Annotated in this window: 15 protein-coding genes; 10 read left to right on the top strand and 5 right to left on the bottom strand. The window is 62.8% G+C overall.

Annotated elements, in window-relative coordinates; genetic code table 11:
• Position 1 precedes the first annotated feature (1 nt).
• The 8 genes from bioF to INQ47_RS09325 all read left to right on the top strand — a co-directional run bounded on the left by bioF (position 2) and on the right by INQ47_RS09325 (position 10022).
• Positions 2–1174 carry an 8-amino-7-oxononanoate synthase gene (gene bioF, locus INQ47_RS09360; protein ID WP_252460750.1) on the top strand — a complete coding sequence of 391 codons (1173 nt, stop codon included), beginning with the start codon at positions 2–4 and terminating at the stop codon, positions 1172–1174.
• Positions 1167–1898, top strand: coding sequence for an alpha/beta fold hydrolase (locus tag INQ47_RS09355; RefSeq protein ID WP_252460749.1), 732 nt, complete (start codon positions 1167–1169; stop codon positions 1896–1898). The genes bioF and INQ47_RS09355 overlap by 8 nt, the downstream gene beginning before the upstream one ends.
• A complete protein-coding gene (gene bioC, locus INQ47_RS09350; RefSeq protein ID WP_404701562.1) occupies positions 1891–2709 on the top strand; it encodes a malonyl-ACP O-methyltransferase BioC in 819 nt (272 codons plus the stop codon). Before INQ47_RS09355 ends, bioC begins: the two co-directional genes overlap by 8 nt.
• A 10-nt stretch (positions 2710–2719) precedes the next feature.
• Positions 2720–3400 carry a dethiobiotin synthase gene (gene bioD / locus INQ47_RS09345; RefSeq protein WP_252460746.1) on the top strand — a complete coding sequence of 227 codons (681 nt, stop codon included), beginning with the start codon at positions 2720–2722 and terminating at the stop codon, positions 3398–3400.
• A 212-nt stretch (positions 3401–3612) separates the two neighbouring features.
• Positions 3613–3909 carry a hypothetical protein gene (locus INQ47_RS09340; protein ID WP_049587144.1) on the top strand — a complete coding sequence of 99 codons (297 nt, stop codon included), beginning with the start codon at positions 3613–3615 and terminating at the stop codon, positions 3907–3909.
• 287 nt (positions 3910–4196) lie between these two features.
• Complete coding sequence (locus INQ47_RS09335) at positions 4197–6002, top strand: phenylacyl-CoA dehydrogenase (RefSeq protein ID WP_404701561.1); 1806 nt, start codon at positions 4197–4199, stop codon at positions 6000–6002.
• Positions 6003–6835: 833 nt separating this feature from the next.
• On the top strand, positions 6836–8119 hold the full coding sequence (locus tag INQ47_RS09330) for a diguanylate cyclase (RefSeq protein ID WP_404701560.1): 1284 nt from the start codon (positions 6836–6838) through the stop codon (positions 8117–8119).
• Between the two features lie 124 nt (positions 8120–8243).
• Positions 8244–10022, top strand: a complete 1779-nt coding sequence (locus tag INQ47_RS09325) for an acyl-CoA dehydrogenase C-terminal domain-containing protein (protein WP_252460428.1) — start codon at positions 8244–8246, stop codon at positions 10020–10022.
• Between the two features lie 279 nt (positions 10023–10301).
• Here INQ47_RS09325 and INQ47_RS09320 read toward each other — a convergent pair whose 3' ends face one another.
• A complete protein-coding gene (locus INQ47_RS09320; RefSeq protein WP_252460426.1) occupies positions 10302–11225 on the bottom strand; it encodes a LysR family transcriptional regulator in 924 nt (307 codons plus the stop codon).
• 210 nt (positions 11226–11435) lie between these two features.
• Between INQ47_RS09320 and INQ47_RS09315 the strand changes: the two genes are divergently transcribed.
• Together INQ47_RS09315 and INQ47_RS09310 are read left to right on the top strand one after the other, a co-directional pair.
• Complete coding sequence (locus INQ47_RS09315; RefSeq protein ID WP_404701559.1) at positions 11436–12716, top strand: aspartate aminotransferase family protein; 1281 nt, start codon at positions 11436–11438, stop codon at positions 12714–12716.
• A 146-nt stretch (positions 12717–12862) separates the two neighbouring features.
• Entirely contained in the window at positions 12863–13021 is a 159-nt protein-coding gene (locus INQ47_RS09310; protein ID WP_009681539.1) for a YqaE/Pmp3 family membrane protein, read from the top strand.
• A gap of 61 nt (positions 13022–13082) precedes the next feature.
• Here the strand turns inward: INQ47_RS09310 and INQ47_RS09305 are convergent, their stop codons facing one another.
• From INQ47_RS09305 to pqqC, 4 genes are read right to left on the bottom strand one after another with little or no spacing between them, the layout of a single operon-like run.
• Positions 13083–14906, bottom strand: a complete 1824-nt coding sequence (locus tag INQ47_RS09305) for a prolyl oligopeptidase family serine peptidase (protein ID WP_404701558.1) — start codon at positions 14904–14906, stop codon at positions 13083–13085.
• Complete coding sequence (pqqE, locus tag INQ47_RS09300) at positions 14872–16032, bottom strand: pyrroloquinoline quinone biosynthesis protein PqqE (RefSeq protein ID WP_021782694.1); 1161 nt, start codon at positions 16030–16032, stop codon at positions 14872–14874. The genes INQ47_RS09305 and pqqE overlap by 35 nt, the downstream gene beginning before the upstream one ends.
• Entirely contained in the window at positions 16004–16279 is a 276-nt protein-coding gene (gene pqqD, locus INQ47_RS09295) for a pyrroloquinoline quinone biosynthesis peptide chaperone PqqD (RefSeq protein ID WP_021782695.1), read from the bottom strand. Before pqqD ends, pqqE begins: the two co-directional genes overlap by 29 nt.
• Complete coding sequence (gene pqqC / locus INQ47_RS09290; RefSeq protein WP_003255592.1) at positions 16276–17031, bottom strand: pyrroloquinoline-quinone synthase PqqC; 756 nt, start codon at positions 17029–17031, stop codon at positions 16276–16278. Before pqqC ends, pqqD begins: the two co-directional genes overlap by 4 nt.
• Positions 17032–17036 lie beyond the last annotated feature (5 nt).

Raw genomic sequence — 17036 nt, 5'->3', positions numbered from 1 at the left:
CATGGCTTTCGATCTGGCTGCGCGCCTGGCCGAACGGCGCGCCGCAGACCTGTATCGGCAGCGGCCATTGCTGGAAAGCCCGCAGGGGCCGGAAGTGGTGGTCGACGGCCAGCGGTTGCTGGCCTTCTGCAGCAATGACTACCTGGGCCTGGCCAACCACCCCGAGGTGATCGCCGCCTGGCAGGCCGGCGCCGAGCGCTGGGGTGTGGGTGGTGGTGCCTCGCACCTGGTGGTTGGCCACAGCACCCCGCACCATCAGGTTGAAGAGGCACTGGCTGAACTCACCGGCCGCCCGCGCGCGCTGTTGTTCTCCACCGGCTATATGGCCAATCTGGGCGCCATCACCGCGTTGGTGGGGCAGGGCGACACGGTGCTGCAAGACCGCCTGAACCATGCGTCGCTGCTGGATGGCGGGCTGCTCAGTGGTGCCCGCTTCAACCGCTACCTGCACAACGACCCGGCCAGCTTGGCCAGCCGCCTGGACAAGGCAGTCGGCAATACCCTGGTGGTGACCGATGGCGTATTCAGCATGGACGGTGACCTGGCCGACCTGCCGGCGCTGGCCGATGTCGCGCGTGCCCGCGGCGCATGGTTGATGGTTGACGACGCCCATGGCCTGGGTACCTTGGGCGCACAGGGCGGCGGTATCGTCGAGCACTTTGGCCTGGGTGTGGATGACGTACCGGTGCTGATCGGCACGCTGGGCAAGGCTTGCGGCACTGCCGGCGCCTTTGTGGCTGGCAGCGAAGAGCTGATCGAGGCGCTGGTGCAGTTCGCCCGCCCCTACATCTACACCACCAGCCAGCCACCGGCGCTGGCCTGCGCCACACTCAAGAGCCTGGAGCTGCTGCGCCGTGAAACCTGGCGTCGTGAGCATCTGGCAGCCTTGATTCGCCAGTTCCGGGAAGGCGCGCAGCAGATGGGGCTTCAGTTGATGGACAGCCCGACGCCAATCCAGCCCATCGTGATCGGCGACAGTGCGCAGGCGTTGCGCCTGTCACGCCTGCTGCGTGAGCGCGGCTTGCTGGTGACGGCCATCCGCCCACCCACCGTGCCGGCTGGCAGCGCACGCCTGCGGGTGACCCTGAGTGCCGCGCACAGCGAGGCGCAGGTGCAGCTATTGTTGAATGCATTGGCCGAGTGTTATCCACAGTTGGAGAACGCCGATGCGTAATCGACTTGTTCTGTTGCCTGGCTGGGGCTTGGGAACTGCTGCGCTGGAGCCGCTGGCGGCTAGCCTGCGTGGTCAGGACGCCCGCCTGCAGGTAGAGCTGATGCCCCTGCCAGAACTGGCACACAGTGATGTGCAGGCCTGGATCGACCATCTGGATCGCAAGCTGCCCAACAATGTCTGGCTGGGTGGCTGGTCACTGGGTGGCATGTTGGCCAGCGCGCTGGCGCACAAGCGTGGCGACCACTGCTGCGGGCTGCTGACCTTGGCCAGCAACCCCAGCTTCCTGGCCCGTCCAGACTGGCCCCATGGCATGGCCGAAGACACCTTCGGCACCTTCCTCGACGGCTGTCGCAGCCATACCCAGGTCACCCTCAAACGCTTCCGTACCTTGTGCAGCGACGGCGCCCTGCAGCCGCGCACCCTGTTGCGCCAACTGGGTGTCGGCGTGCCGGATACCGACCCGTTGTACTTGGCCACTGGCCTTGAAGTGCTGGCCAAGCTGGACACCCGCGAAGCCTTGCAAGCCTATGGAGGCCCGCAGCTGCACCTGTTTGCTGGCAGCGATGCGCTAGTGCCGGCAGAGGCGGCAAAGGCGTTAAGCGAGCTGTTGCCCGATGTGGAAGTGGGCTTGGTCGAAGACAGTTCCCACGCGTTCCTGCTGGAGTACCCGCAGGAACTGGCGACGGGCATCAAGAGTTTCCTGCATGAGAGTGGCGATGACTGACCTTTCCCGTCCGACCCTGCCCGGCGCATTGCCCGACAAGCGCCAGGTGGCGGCCTCGTTCTCCCGCGCCGCGGCCAGCTACGACAGCGTGGCGGCCCTTCAGCGCGCTGTAGGTCTGGGCCTGCTGGAGCAGTTGCCGGCAGGCCTGCAGCCGTCACACTGGCTGGACCTGGGCAGTGGCACCGGCCATTTCAGCCGCATGCTGGCTGAGCGTTTCACCCAGGCCTGTGGCGTGGCGGTGGATATTGCCGAAGGCATGTTGCTTCACGCCCGTCATGTAAAGGGTGGGGCGCAGTATCACGTGGTTGGCGACGCCGAGCGTTTGCCGCTGCGCGATGGCAGCGTCGACCTGGTGTTTTCCAGCCTGGCGGTGCAGTGGTGCGATCAGTTCGCCAGTGTGCTGGCCGAGGCGCAGCGGGTGCTGCGCCCAGGCGGTGTACTGGCCTTCAGCAGCCTGTGCGTGGGCACCCTCGACGAACTGCGCGCCAGCTGGCAGGCGGTGGATGGTCTGGTGCATGTAAACCGCTTCCGCCGTTTTGAGGATTATCAGCGCCTGTGCGCAGCCAGCGGTTTTGAACAGCTTGAGCTGGAGCGGTGCCCGCATGTGCTGCACTACCCGGATGTGCGCAGCCTGACCCACGAACTGAAGGCGTTGGGGGCGCACAATCTGAACCCTGGGCGACCTTCCGGTCTCACCGGCAGGGCGCGAATGCAGGGCCTGTTGCAGGCCTATGAGGCATTTCGCCAGCCCGCGGGGCTGCCAGCCACCTATCAAGTGGTCTATGGTGTGTTGCGCAAGCCACAGGCGTAAGGGGAGCACGATGAGCCAGGCCTTTTTCATTGCGGGTACCGACACCGATGTTGGCAAGACCACCATCGCCGCCGGCCTGTTGCATGCGGCGCGCTTGCAGGGCATGAGCACGCTGGGTGCCAAGCCGGTTGCCTCAGGCTGCACGATGACGCCGAAAGGCTTGCGCAATAGCGATGCCTTGGCGCTGATCGACGAAAGCACGGTCAAGCTGCCCTATGAGCAGGTCAATCCGTTTGCCTTCGAGCCTGCTATTGCTCCGCATGTGGCGGCGCGCGAGGCAGGGGTGACGCTGGCTGTGCCAGACCTGCTCGCAGCGATGCGCAATGTGCTGCAACAAAATGCCGACTTCACCCTGATAGAGGGAGCCGGTGGCTGGCGCGTACCGCTGTCGGGCCTGGAGAACCTGTCCGACCTTGCCGTTGCCCTGCGGTTGCCGGTGATTCTGGTGGTAGGCGTGCGCTTGGGTTGCATCAGCCATGCCTTGCTTAGCGCCGAGGCGATCGAGCGCGATGGGCTGCAGTTGGCGGGTTGGGTGGCAAACATCATCGAGCCGCGCACCTCGCGCCTGGAAGAGAACCTGGCCAGCCTTGCAGAGCGCCTGCCGGCACCTTGCCTGGGGCGGGTGCCCAAGCTCAAGCAGGCCAGTGCCGACATGGTGGCTGAGCATCTGCAGCTGGATCTGCTGGATTAGTGTGTTGCAGGCCCGGCCTCTTCGCGGGTAAACCCGCTCCTACGAGGGAACGCATACCGTTGTAGGCGCGGGTTTACCTGCGAAGCGGCCAGTGCAGGAATACCCAAGGCCTATCAACTGGCATTGAGCCATTAGGGATTTAAACGGGCCTTTTTGTCCCCAGCCTGCTTTAATTGGGGCTGTTCGTCATCCAGCGTCAATGGAGTCCTGACATGGAAATCACCGGTAGCTCCGCCTACTACGCGGGCCTGAGCGCAATCCAGACCGGGCAGAACCGCGTCGATCAGGCCGCCAGCCAGATCGCCAACACCACTGCCGAACGTACCGCCACTAGCCAGTCCAGCGATTTTCAGGCCGAACGCTTGCGCGCGGTCGACCGCAGCCAGCAGATGGACATGGCCACCAGTGTCGTGCAACAGGCGGTGGGCAAGACCGAAGTCGAGCTTGGAGCAAAGGTCGTCAAGGCATCCGACGAAATGCTTGGCCGGATCATCGACACCTACGCCTGAACACTTGCGTCATCCCCTATTTCAGCGCCTGCCCTTGTAGGAGCGGGCTTGCCCGCGAATGCGTCCGATCAGACAGCAGTCTGGTTTGGTTGGACGCATTCGCGGGCGAGCCCGCTCCTACAGCGTTTTTGTCGAGCAATGGCGGATTTGCCATTTTCCGTGGCGTAAATGGCACCATAGTCCATCCTTGACAGAGAGCTAAGCTAAACGTAAGTTTCAAACAACTGTTTGATCGGCTTCCGCCAAGCGCGGGTCACCCCACAGAACTCACCTAGAGGTTCATCGCAATGCCTGACTACAAAGCCCCCTTGCGTGATATCCGCTTCGTTCGCGACGAGCTGCTTGGCTATGAGGCGCACTATCAGAGCCTGCCGGGCTGCCAGGACGCCACGCCCGACATGGTCGACGCGATCCTTGAAGAAGGCGCGAAATTCTGTGAGCAGGTGCTGTCGCCGCTGAACCGTGTGGGTGACCAGGAAGGCTGCATCTGGAGCGAATCGGGGGTGAAAACCCCAACCGGCTTCAAAGAAGCCTACGAGCAGTTCGTCGAAGGCGGCTGGCCTAGCCTGGCGCATGACGTCGAGCACGGCGGCCAAGGCCTGCCAGAGTCGCTGGGCCTGGCCCTGAGCGAAATGGTCGGTGGCTCGAACTGGTCGTGGGGTATGTACCCAGGCCTGTCGCATGGCGCGATGAACACTATTTCTGCGCATGGCACTGCCGAGCAGCAGCACACCTACCTGACCAAGCTGGTGTCCGGCGAGTGGACCGGCACCATGTGCCTGACCGAACCGCACTGCGGTACCGACCTGGGCATGCTGCGCACCAAGGCCGAGCCACAGGCCGACGGCAGCTACAAGGTGTCGGGCACCAAAATCTTCATTTCGGCCGGCGAACACGACATGGCCGACAACATCGTCCATATCGTTCTGGCCCGCCTGCCGGACGCACCGGCCGGCACCAAGGGTATTTCGCTGTTTATCGTGCCGAAGTTCCTGCCCAACGCCGAGGGTGGCGTGGGTGAACGCAACGGCGTGAGCTGCGGCTCGATCGAACACAAGATGGGCATCCACGGTAACGCTACCTGCGTGATGAACTTCGATGCTGCCACCGGCTACCTGATTGGCCCTGCCAACAAAGGCCTGAACTGCATGTTCACCTTCATGAACACCGCACGCCTGGGTACCGCGCTGCAAGGCCTGGCCCACGCCGAAGTGGCGTTCCAGGGTGGCCTGAAGTACGCCCGTGAGCGCCTGCAGATGCGTTCCCTGACCGGCCCGAAAGCACCGGACAAGGCCGCTGACCCGATCATCGTCCACCCGGACGTGCGTCGCATGCTGCTGACCATGAAGGCCTTCGCCGAAGGCAACCGCGCGATGGTTTACTTCACCGCCAAGCAGGTGGACATCGTCAAGTACAGCCAGGACGAAGAAGAGCGCAAGAAGGCTGACGCCCTGCTGGCGTTCCTGACCCCGATCGCCAAGGCATTCATGACCGAAGTCGGTTTCGAAGCCGCCAACCACGGCGTGCAGATCTACGGTGGCCATGGCTTCATCGCCGAATGGGGTATGGAGCAGAACGTGCGCGACAGCCGCATCTCCATGCTGTACGAAGGCACTACCGGTATTCAGGCCCTCGACCTGCTCGGTCGTAAAGTGCTGATGACTCAGGGCGAAGCACTGAAGGGCTTCACCAAAATCGTGCACAAGTTCTGCCAGGCGCAGGAAGGTAACGAAGCGGTCAAGGAGTTCGTCGAACCGCTGGCGGCCATCAACAAGGAGTGGGGCGAGCTGACCATGAAAGTGGGCATGGCTGCCATGAAGGACCGTGAAGAAGTGGGTGCGGCTTCGGTCGATTACCTGATGTACTCCGGCTATGCTTGCCTGGCCTACTTCTGGGCCGACATCGCCCGCCTGGCCGCCGAGAAACTGGCAGCCGGCACCAGCGAGGAGGCGTTCTATACCGCTAAGCTGCAGACTGCCCGCTTCTACTTCCAGCGTATTCTGCCGCGTACCCGTACCCATGTGGCGACCATGTTGTCGGGTGCCAACAACCTGATGGCGATGGACGAAGAGCACTTCGGCCTGTCGTACTGATACTGGCGCTGTACCCAAAACCCGCCTGCCCTGACCGGTAGGCGGGTTTTTTTGTCTTCAGGTTCAGCGTGGTCCCTCGTAGGAGCGGGTTTACCCGCGAAAGGGCCGGGCCTGCTGGCCAATCTCCACCCGCCGTTCACCGTTGCCGCCACTACCGTATTCGCGGGTAAACCCGCTCCTACCACACTGATCGGTGGTGGCCACACCTCAGGGGTTGGCCACAGGCCGTCGTGTAGGAGCGGTTCACCCGCGAAGAGGCCGGCCCTGCTGGCCAATCTCCACCCGCCGTTCACCGTTGCCGCCGCCACCGTATTCGCGGGTAAACCCGCTCCTACCACACTGATCGGTGGTGGCCACACATCAGGGGTTGGACACAGGCCGCCGTGTAGAAGCGGGTTTACCCGCGAAAGGGCCGGCCCTGCTGGCCAATCTCCACCCGCCGTTCACCGTTGCCGCCGCCACCGTATTCGCGGGTAAACCCGCTCCTACCCCACTGATCGGTGGTGGCCACACATCAGGGGTTGGCCACAGGCCGTCGTGTAGGAGCGGGTTCACCCGCGAAGAGGCCGGCCCTGCTGGCCAATCTCCACCCGCCGTTCACCGTTGCCGCCGCCACCGTATTCGCGGGTAAACCCGCTCCTACCCCACTGATCGGTGGTGGCCACACATCAGGGGTTGGCCACAGGCCGTCGTAGGAGCGGGTTTACCCGCGAAGGATGCGACACGGTGCATGGGAAGTTCGTTCATCCAACCGCAAATTCAACTGTTCCAGTGCACTGCCGATGAAGTGAGGGCACAATGCCATTATTGATCTGCCGGGTTGGAGATTACCCTTGTTTCGTCTTAACGCTGTTCGCGCTAGCCACTTCCTGCCGTCGCTGTTCTTGTTGCTGGCAGGGCTCGCCGCAGCCTATGTGAGAGACCTCAGCGTCTTTTTCACATCGCTGTTCAATGTCCTGCCTACCTTGGTTCTACTGCTGGGCGGCGCCTACTGCGCGGTTTACCGCCGTCAGCGTGAACTGTTCCTGATGCTGACGGTGTACATCGCCTACTTCCTGCTCGATACCCAGACCGACTTCTACCGTGACCATGGCCGCGTGCGTGAGGATGCCGCGGTGATCTTCCACCTGGTCTGCCTGCTGCTGCCGGCGCTGTTCGGGCTGTATGGCGCCTGGCAGGAGCGTACGCACCTGCTGCAGGACCTGGTCGCCCGCGGTGCAGTGCTGTTTGCCGTGGGCAGCGTGGCGGTGGCCCTCCAGCAAAGCTACCCCGAGGCGTTGCTGATCTGGTTGGCGGAGATCCGCTGGCCGGCTTTGCATGGCCACTGGATGAGCCTGATCCAGATGGTCTACCCACTGTTCCTTGGTGTGTTCATTCTGCTGGTGGTGCAGTACCTGCGTGCACCCCGGCCGCTGCACGCCGCGCAGTTGATCGGCCTACTGGGCATTTTCTGGATGCTGCCGCAAACCTTCATCCTACCGTTTACCCTGAACATCATGTGCAGCCAGGTAATGCTGATGATCGCCGCAGCAGTGGCGCACGAGGCTTATCAGATGGCTTTCCGTGACGAGCTGACTGGCCTGCCGGGGCGCCGTGCGCTGAACGAGCGCATGCAGCGTCTGGGGCGTAACTATGTCATCGCCATGACCGATGTCGACCATTTCAAGAAATTCAACGACACCCACGGCCACGATGTCGGTGACCAGGTGCTGCGGTTGGTCGCCAGCCGCTTGTCCAAGGTCACCGGCGGTGGCCGCGCCTACCGTTATGGTGGGGAAGAGTTCGCCCTGGTGTTCGCCGGCAAGACCGCCGAGGAATGCGTGCCGCATGTGGAGGCCGTGCGTGAAGTGATCGCTAATTACGTGATGCACCTGCGCGACCAGCACAACCGCCCACAGGACGATACCGCCGGCCGCCAGCGCCGCGCTGGCAGCGGCGGCGGCACGGTCTCGGTCACCATCAGTATCGGCGTGGCCGAGCGCCAGACCGATCATCGCAACCCCGAGGCGGTGCTGAAATCCGCCGACCAGGCGCTATACAGCGCCAAAGGCGCGGGGCGCAATTGTGTCATGGTGCATGGGCGACAATCACCGCGTGGGGCAGTGCGTACAGTGTGACCAGGTTAGACTATATAGTCGATTGATGACCCTATGTCTCGCAAAAGTTGTTCGGTTACACTGCCATTAACCCCAGTGTCGCGGTTCCCCGAGACCGCCCCGACCCGACTAGCGAGAGGTTGTCATGGCTGACTATAAAGCGCCCCTGCGCGACATGCGCTTCGTACTGAATGAAGTCTTCAACGTGGCCGAGCAGTGGACGCAGTTGCCCGGTCTGGCCGAGGTTGTCGATGCCGACACGGCCATGGCCGTGCTGGAAGAAGCCGGCAAGGTCACCGCCAAGACCATTGCGCCGCTCAGCCGAGCTGCCGACGAAGAGGGCTGCCACTGGGACAACGGCGTGGTACGCACCCCAGCCGGTTTCATCGAGGCCTACAACACCTACGCTGAAGGCGGCTGGGTGGGCGTGGGCGGCGACCCGCTTTTCGGCGGTATGGGTATGCCCAAGGCCATCTCGGCCCAAGTCGAGGAAATGGTCAACGCATCCAGCCTGGCCTTCGGCCTGTACCCGATGCTGACCGCCGGCGCCTGTCTGTCGATCAACGCCCACGCCAGCGAGGCCTTGAAGGAAAAATACCTTCCGAACATGTATGCCGGCGTTTGGGCCGGCTCCATGTGCCTGACCGAGCCGCATGCCGGCACCGACCTGGGCATCATCCGCACCAAGGCCGAGCCCCAGGCTGACGGCAGCTACAAGGTCAGCGGCACCAAGATCTTCATCACCGGTGGCGAACACGACCTGACCGAGAACATCATCCACTTGGTACTGGCCAAGTTGCCGGATGCACCGGCGGGGCCGAAAGGTATTTCGCTGTTCCTGGTGCCGAAGTTCCTGGTCAATGAAGACGGTAGCCTCGGTGCGCGGAACCCGGCCACTTGCGGTTCGATCGAGCACAAAATGGGCATCCAGGCTTCGGCTACCTGTGTGATGAACTTCGACGAAGCTGTCGGCTACATCGTCGGTGAGCCGAACAAAGGCCTGGCGGCCATGTTCACCATGATGAACTACGAGCGCCTGGGCGTCGGCATTCAAGGCCTGGCGTCGGCCGAGCGCTCCTACCAGAACGCCGTGGAGTACGCCCGCGATCGCCTGCAAAGCCGTGCCCCGACTGGCCCGCAAGCCAAGGACAAGGCTGCCGACCCGATCATCGTCCACCCGGACGTGCGTCGCATGCTGTTGACCATGAAGGCACTGATCGAAGGTGGCCGCGCCTTCTCCACTTACGTGGCCATGCAACTGGACAGTGCCAAGTACAGCGAAGACACCAGCGTGCGCAAACGCAGCGAAGAGCTGGTGGCACTGCTGACGCCGGTGGCCAAGGCCTTCCTCACCGATCTGGGCCTGGAGTGCGCAGTGCACGGCCAGCAGGTATTTGGCGGGCATGGTTACATTCGTGAGTGGGGGCAGGAGCAGTTGGTGCGCGATGTGCGCATTACCCAGATCTACGAAGGTACCAATGGCATCCAGGCCCTCGACCTGATGGGCCGTAAAGTGGTGGCCAGCGGCGGGGCATACTACAAGCTGTTCTCTGATGAGATTCGCCAGTTCATTACTCATGCAGGCAGCGAACTGGACGAATTCACCAAGCCACTGCGTGCTTCGCTCGATCAGCTCGATGGGCTGACCGAGTGGGTATTGCAGCAGGCCAAGGGCAACCCGAATGAAATTGGCGCGGCTTCGGTCGAGTACCTGCATGCCTTCGGCTATGTTGCCTATGGCTATATGTGGGCACTGATGGCGCGGGCGGCGCAGGCGGGCGATGGGGATGCGGCGTTCTATTCGGGCAAGCTGGGTACGGCGCGGTTCTATTTTGCACGGTTGCTGCCACGGGTGGATTCGCTGGTGGCTTCGGTGAAGGCGGGGAGTGAGTCGCTTTACTTGCTGGATGCCGAGCAGTTCTGATCGATTTTTGGGGCTGCGCAGCTGCCCCAGCCATGGCATATCTGTGAACGAATCTCCTGTGTAAGCTTTTTCCTACACGACGTGGTGACTTTTCACCACTGTTCTAAGATTGGATCCACGGTTAATCTTTACCACATGGACGTTGCGCAGGAAGCGCAAAGGACAGATCAAGGACGACGACGAAGGACCACCTGCCAGGATGGCGGGGCGATACGGATGTCACAGGGAAACAGTCTGGAAAACCCCGCTTCGGCGGGGTTTTCTTTGCGTGCGTGTTTTTCAGGCCAGCACATCCCGCGGTGACGCCCCCAACAGGCGGGCGTCCGTCTCTTCCTCCAGCAACGTGCGCAGCAGCTCTACAGAGGCCTGCTGGCGCTGGGCATCGCGGAATACCAGGCCAACCTTCAACGGCACGCGTGGCTCGCTCAACGGCTTCCACAGCAGCCCCTGATCATCTTCGGCGGCCTCCTTGGCGCGCCCCGGCAGAATGGTAGCCAGCGCCGTGTGCGCGAGGCTATCGAGAATCCCTGCCATATTGTTCATCTCTGCCTGCACCTGCGGCCGTCGGCCCTGGCTGGCCAGCTGCGCCTGCCAGATCTGGCGGATCTGGAACTCTTCGCCCAGCATCAGCATGGGCAACTCGGCGGCCTGACGGATGGACACCTTCTTGAAGTCCTTCAGCGGGTGGGTATCGGGTATGACCAGTTGCAGCTCATCTTCGTACAACAGCAAGCCATGCAGCCCAGGCTGGCGCGGCGGCAAGTAGCTGATGCCGATGTCCAGGCTGCCGTTGAGCAGGCGCCGTTCGATCTCCAACCCCGACAACTCGTAAATCTGCACGACCAGGTGAGGTTGAGCCTTGCGCAGCCGTTCAAGCAGTTGCGGTATCAGGCTTGGCCGCACTGTCTGCAATACACCGATAGCCAAGGTGCGCAGCGACTGGCCCTTGAAGTTGCGCATAGCCTCGTGGGCACGCTGCAGGCCGTCGAGCAACGGCAGGGCATGGTTGTACAAGGTGTGTGCGGCCAAGGTTGGCAGCAAGCGTTTGTTGCTGCGCTCGAACAGGCTCAGGTCGAGACTGTGCTCCAACTGGCGGATCTGCTGGGAAAGCGCCGGCTGTGACAGCGACAGGCGTTCGGCGGCACGGCCTACGTGGCCTTCTTCGTACACCGCGACGAAATAACGCAGTTGGCGGAAATCCATAAGCAACACTTATCGAAAATGCTGGAAAAACGAAATGGTCGAAATCCCTGTTGAAGCCTAGTCTATCGCCGTATTCCAAAGGGTTACAGCGATGATTCGGTCGATTGTTACCATGGATGAAAAACACTTTTGATAGGCAAGGCAAAATATCGAGTGCCGGCATCAAGACCGCACCGTGGCTGCCCTTTACCGTGATTGGTTGGAGCCCTGATGAACCTGTTCAACCTGCGCCGCTCGGCTCCTGCCGCCGCCGCCGAGCCCAAGCGTGCGCCGGTGATCGTGCCGCAAGCATCTGAGCTGTCGCCTGAGCGCCTGATGCCCGGCGCCGAACGTGCAGCGCAGGTATTCGTGCGTGGCCAGGGCTCCTGGTTGTGGGACAACGAAGGGCATGCCTACCTGGACTTTACCCAGGGCGGCGCGGTCAACAGCTTGGGCCACAGCCCCAGCGTTTTGGTCAAAGCGTTGGGAGCCCAGGCTCAGGCGTTGATCAACCCGGGCTCGGGCTTTTACAACCGTGGCCTGCTGGGGCTGGTCAACCGGCTGTGTCAGAGTACCGGCAGTGACCAGGCCTACCTGCTCAACAGCGGTGCCGAGGCCTGTGAAGGGGCGATCAAGCTGGCGCGTAAGTGGGGCCAGCTGCACCGCAATGGCGCCTATCACATCATTACTGCCAGCCAAGCCTGCCATGGCCGTAGCCTGGGCGCGCTGTCCGCGTCCGATCCGTTGCCATGCAATCGCTGCGAGCCTGGCCTGCCGGGTTTCAGCAAGGTGCCGTTCAACGACCTGGCGGCGCTGCACGCCGAGGTGGATTCACGCACCGTGGCGATAATGCTCGAGCCGATACAGGGTGAGGCGGGCGTTATTCCCGCTACTCAGGAATACCTCAAGGGCGTGGAAACGCTCTGCCGCGAACTGGGCATCCTGCTGATCCTAGATGAGGTGCAGACCGGTATTGGTCGCTGTGGTGCGCTGCTGGCCGAGGAACTCTATGGCGTGCGCGCCGACATCATCACCTTGGGCAAGGGCCTGGGGGGCGGCGTGCCACTGGCCGCCTTGCTGGCCAGGGGCAAGGCATGCTGCGCCGAGCCTGGTGAGCTGGACGGCAGCCACCATGGCAACGCGCTGATGTGCGCCGCCGGCCTGGCGGTGCTGGACAGCGTGCTCGAACCTGGCTTTCTGGCCCAGGTACAGGACAACGGTCGTCACCTTCGTGAAGGCCTGAGCCGCCTGACCGGGCGCTATGGTCAGGGTGAAGTGCGCGGTCACGGGCTGCTATGGGCCCTGCAACTGAAAGAGAACCTGGCCCGCGAGCTGGTGGCTGCGGCCCTGCACGAGGGCCTGCTGCTCAACGCGCCGCAAACGGATGTGGTGCGCTTTTCTCCGGCGCTGACTGTGAGCAAAGGCAACATCGACGAAATGCTGCTGCGCCTGGCGCGCGCTTTCGCCCGCCTGCATGCCCAGCAGCAGGCCCGCCGCGAAGTACCGGCGTAGCGGCCTGCCAAAGAATTCAACGAACCGTCTGGCGTTCCTGCGCATCGCCCCTGGCCTGTTTCATTCGGCCCGGGGCGTTTTTTTTGCCTGTGGAACCTCTTCGGCTGGCAGCTAGTCTTTGATGTAACCCTTCAGGAGAAACTCGCATGGACTTTATCCGCATTATCATCGCCATTATCCTGCCGCCGCTGGGGGTGTTCCTTCAGGTCGGGTTTGGCGGGGCGTTCTGGCTGAATATCCTGCTGACCCTGCTGGGGTACATTCCGGGGATCGTGCATGCGGTGTACATCATCGCCAAGCGGTGACACAGGCTGAGCCCGCGCCTGCAGGAGCAGCGAAAGGTTGCTCCTGCAGGGGCGTCTGTAACTACTGCACTAACACCCGGCAATAGAATTTCCACTCTTCTTCCAAGGCATGCGCCAGGTTTTCCGCCTTGCGGAACCCATGCCGCTCCTCCGCATAAAAATGCCCTTCAGCGTCGATCCCGTTGGCCTGCAACGCAGCCAACATGGAGCGTGTCTGCTCCGGCACCACCACCGCATCCAGCTCACCCTGGAAGAAAATCACCGGTACCTTGATTCGCTCTGCATGCAGCAACGGCGTGCGCTGGCGATAGCGTTCAACGTCCCGCTGCGGGTCGCCGATCAGCCAGTCCAGGTAATCGCCTTCGAACTTGTGGGTGGCACGGGCCAGGGCTACCGGGTCACTGACCCCGTACAGGCTGGCGCCGGCGCGGAACACGTCTTGAAACGCCAAGGCGCACAGGGTGGTGTAGCCCCCGGCGCTGCCGCCGCGGATGAACGCCTTGCGTTTGTCGACCAAGCCCTGAGCCGCCAGGTATTCGACCACCGCGCAGGCATCGGCCACATCGCTTTCGCCCCAGCGCTGATGCAGTGCCTGGCGGTATTCCCGGCCATAGCCGGTGCTGCCCCGGTAGTTGAGGTCGGCCACGGCAAAGCCGCGCTGGGTCCAATACTGGATGCGCGGGTCGAGCACGGGATAGCAGGCTGAGGTTGGCCCGCCGTGGATGAACACCACCAGCGGTGCTGCGCCTTGCGACTGCGCTGGCGGGTAGAAGAAACCATGGGCCTGCTCGCCGCCACTGCCGTAGTGGATCGACTGCGGTAGGCTGATTTGCCCTGCCGGCAGCATTTCGGCACCGCCGGCCAGCACACGTACGTCGTGGTTGTTGCGGTCAATGGCAATGACTGCCGGTGGGCTGATGGGCGACGCTGCAATGGCATACAGGTGTTCGCTGTCCATGGTCAGGCTGCGAAAGCGTGTGTAGGCACTGGCAAAACGCTCCATACGGCCATCTTCACCACGCAGCCCCAATTGCCCGAAGCCGTCTTCGAACCAACTGGCCAGGTAGCTTTGCGGGCTCAGTGCCAACCAGGTACAGGTCCCCAATTGCCAAGGCGCAGCAGCATGGTCCGCCGATGCGGCAGGCAACGCCTGCCATTGGCCATCGACCTCACCCCAGGGTTGCCAGAAGCCATTGCGGTCGGACAGGCAGTAGAGCCGACCTTCGGCATCGAAGCGTGGTTGTTGCAACGATTCTTCTGCGGCGGCTACACATTGCGCCGGCCCCCAGTGGCCGCTGGCATCGCGCGCGCGGCACATCAGCCGGGTGACGGTCCAGGGCTGTGCCGGGCGGTCCCATTCGATCCACGCCAGGCGCTGGCCATCGGCGCTGACAGCAGGCGAGGCGTAGAAGTCGGCGCCCTCGGCGAGGACTTCGCGGCTGCTGTTACCCAGAGCGACCAGGCGATGCTCTACCTGTTCGGCATGGCGCTCTTCGACGGCCAGCACCTGGCCGTTGTGCCACTGCACATCGCCATAGCGGCAGCTGGCATCCTGGGTCAGTGCACGTGGTAACAGATCGTCCAGCGGCTGGGTGTAGACCTGCTGGTCCTTTTCGTTGACGAACACCAGCCCGTCGCCGCCCAGGCAGAAGCTGCCACCACCATATTCGTAGACCCGACTGCGCACGCTGAAGCCGTCCGGGGTCAGGCAGCGGGCTTGGTAGTGCAACCAGTGCCAGATACGGCAAGCACCGTCGGCCGGGCGGAATTCGTTCCAGAACAGCCCGTCGGCACTGACCTTGAGTTCGGCGAAGTCGGTGCCGGCGGCAACTGCCTGGGCCGCGCTGAATTCAGCCGCGGGCGATGACACGGGAGTTTCGATCATTGCGGAAGGTCATCTGTTCGATCGCGAGCTGGGCGGTTTCTGCCTCCTCGCGGGCCTTGAGAATGATGCCGTGCTCGGTCGACTTGGCGCACACCGGGTCGGCGTTGCTGGCATCGCCGGTCAGCATGAAGGCCTGGCAGCGACAGCCGCCGAAGTCCTTTTCTTTCTCGTCGCAGGAGCGGCAAGGTTCGCGCATCCACTCATAGCCACGGAAGCGGTTGAAACCGAACGATTCATACCAGATATGGTGCAAGTCGTGGTCGCGTACATTCGGGAACTGCACGGGCAACTGGCGGGCGCCGTGGCAGGGCAATGCGGTGCCGTCCGGGGTGATGGTGAGGAACAGGTTGCCCCAGCCGTTCATACAGGCCTTGGGACGCTCTTCGTAGTAGTCAGGGGTAACGAAAATAAGCTTGCACGGGTTACCCTCGGCCTTGAGCTTGTCCCTGTATTCGTTGGTGATACGTTCGGCCCGCTCGAGTTGCGCGCGGGTTGGCAGCAGCCCCAGGCGGTTGAGGTGCGCCCAGCCATAGAACTGGCAAGTGGCGAGCTCGACAAAGTCGGCCTCCAGGGCAATGCACAACTCGATGATGCGGTCGATCTTGTCGATGTTGTGCCGATGGGTGACGAAGTTGAGCACCATCGGGTAGCCATGGGCTTTCACCGCGCGGGCCATTTCCAGCTTCTGTGCAAAGGCCTTTTTCGAGCCAGCCAGCAGGTTGTTCACCTGCTCGTCGCTGGCCTGGAAGCTGATCTGGATATGGTCCAGGCCAGCCTTCTTGAATTCGGCGATGCGTGCCTCGGTCAGGCCAATGCCCGAGGTGATCAGGTTGGTGTAGTAACCCAGGCGACGGGCCTCTGCGATCAGCTGGGCAAGGTCCTGGCGTACCAGCGGTTCGCCGCCGGAAAAGCCGATTTGTGCGGCACCCATTTCCCGCGCTTCAGCCATGACCTTGAACCACTGTTCGGTGCTCAGCTCCTGGCCCTGGGCGGCGAAGTCCAGCGGGTTGGAGCAGTAAGGGCACTGCAGCGGGCAGCGGTAGGTGAGTTCGGCCAGCAGCCACAGCGGCAGGCCGACCTCGGGGGTAGGCGGCAACTCAGGCGAGGACGATCCAGTGTTCGGCACGGGCCACCTCCATGAACTGCTCGATGTCGTCCGCCACTTGCGGGACACCGGGGAATTGCTGTTCGAGTTCGCTGATAATTGCTGCCACGTCGCGCTGGCCGTCGATCAGGCCACCGATCAGGCTCGCGCTGTCGTTGAGCTTGATCATGCCTTCGGGGTACAGCAACACATGGCCCTTTTGCGCCGGCTCGTACTGGAAACGATAGCCGGGGCGCCAGTTCGGTACCTGGTTACGGTCGAAACTCATAGGGTGATTCCCTTGTGCCACACCCGTTCCTGGGTGACGGAATGATAGGGTGGGCGGTTCAGTTCGTAGGCCATGCTCATGGCATCGAGCATGCTCCACAGGATATCCAGTTTGAACTGCAGTATCTCCAGCATACGCTCCTGGCCCGCACGGGTGGTGTAGTGCTGCAGGGTAATCGCCAGGCCGTGTTCCACATCGCGTCGAGCCTGGCCCAGGCGGGTACGGAAATACTCGTAGCCGGCGGGGTCGATCCACGGGTAGTGCTGTGGCCAGCTGTCCAGACGTGACTGGTGGATTTGCGGGGCGAACAGCTCGGTCAGCGAGCTGCTGGCGGCTTCCTGCCAGCTGGCGCGGCGGGCGAAGTTGACGTAGGCGTCCACAGCAAAGCGCACGCCAGGCAATACCAGTTCTTGCGAGCGCAATTGGTCCGGGTCCAGCCCGACAGCCTGGCCCAGGCGCAGCCAGGCTTCGATGCCGCCATCCTCGCCAGGCGCACCATCGTGGTCGAGCAGGCGCTGGATCCACTCGCGGCGCACTTCGCGGTCCGGGCAGTTGGCCAGGATCGCAGCATCCTTCATCGGGATGTTGACCTGGTAGTAGAAGCGGTTGGCCACCCAGCCCTGGATCTGCTCGCGGGTGGCGCGACCTTGGTACATCGCCACGTGGTACGGGTGATGGATGTGGTAATAGGCGCCCTTGGCGCGCAGGGCCTGCTCGAATTCGGCAGGGGACATTGGCAGTGCGTCGCTCATTCGGC

Source organism: Pseudomonas sp. 3HC3, assembly GCF_044904505.1.
In the GTDB taxonomy this organism is placed as follows: Bacteria; Pseudomonadota; Gammaproteobacteria; order Pseudomonadales; family Pseudomonadaceae; genus Aquipseudomonas; species Aquipseudomonas putida_Y.
The sequence above is the reverse complement of the archived record's forward strand: the minus strand, read 5'-3'. Positions and strand labels throughout refer to the sequence as shown.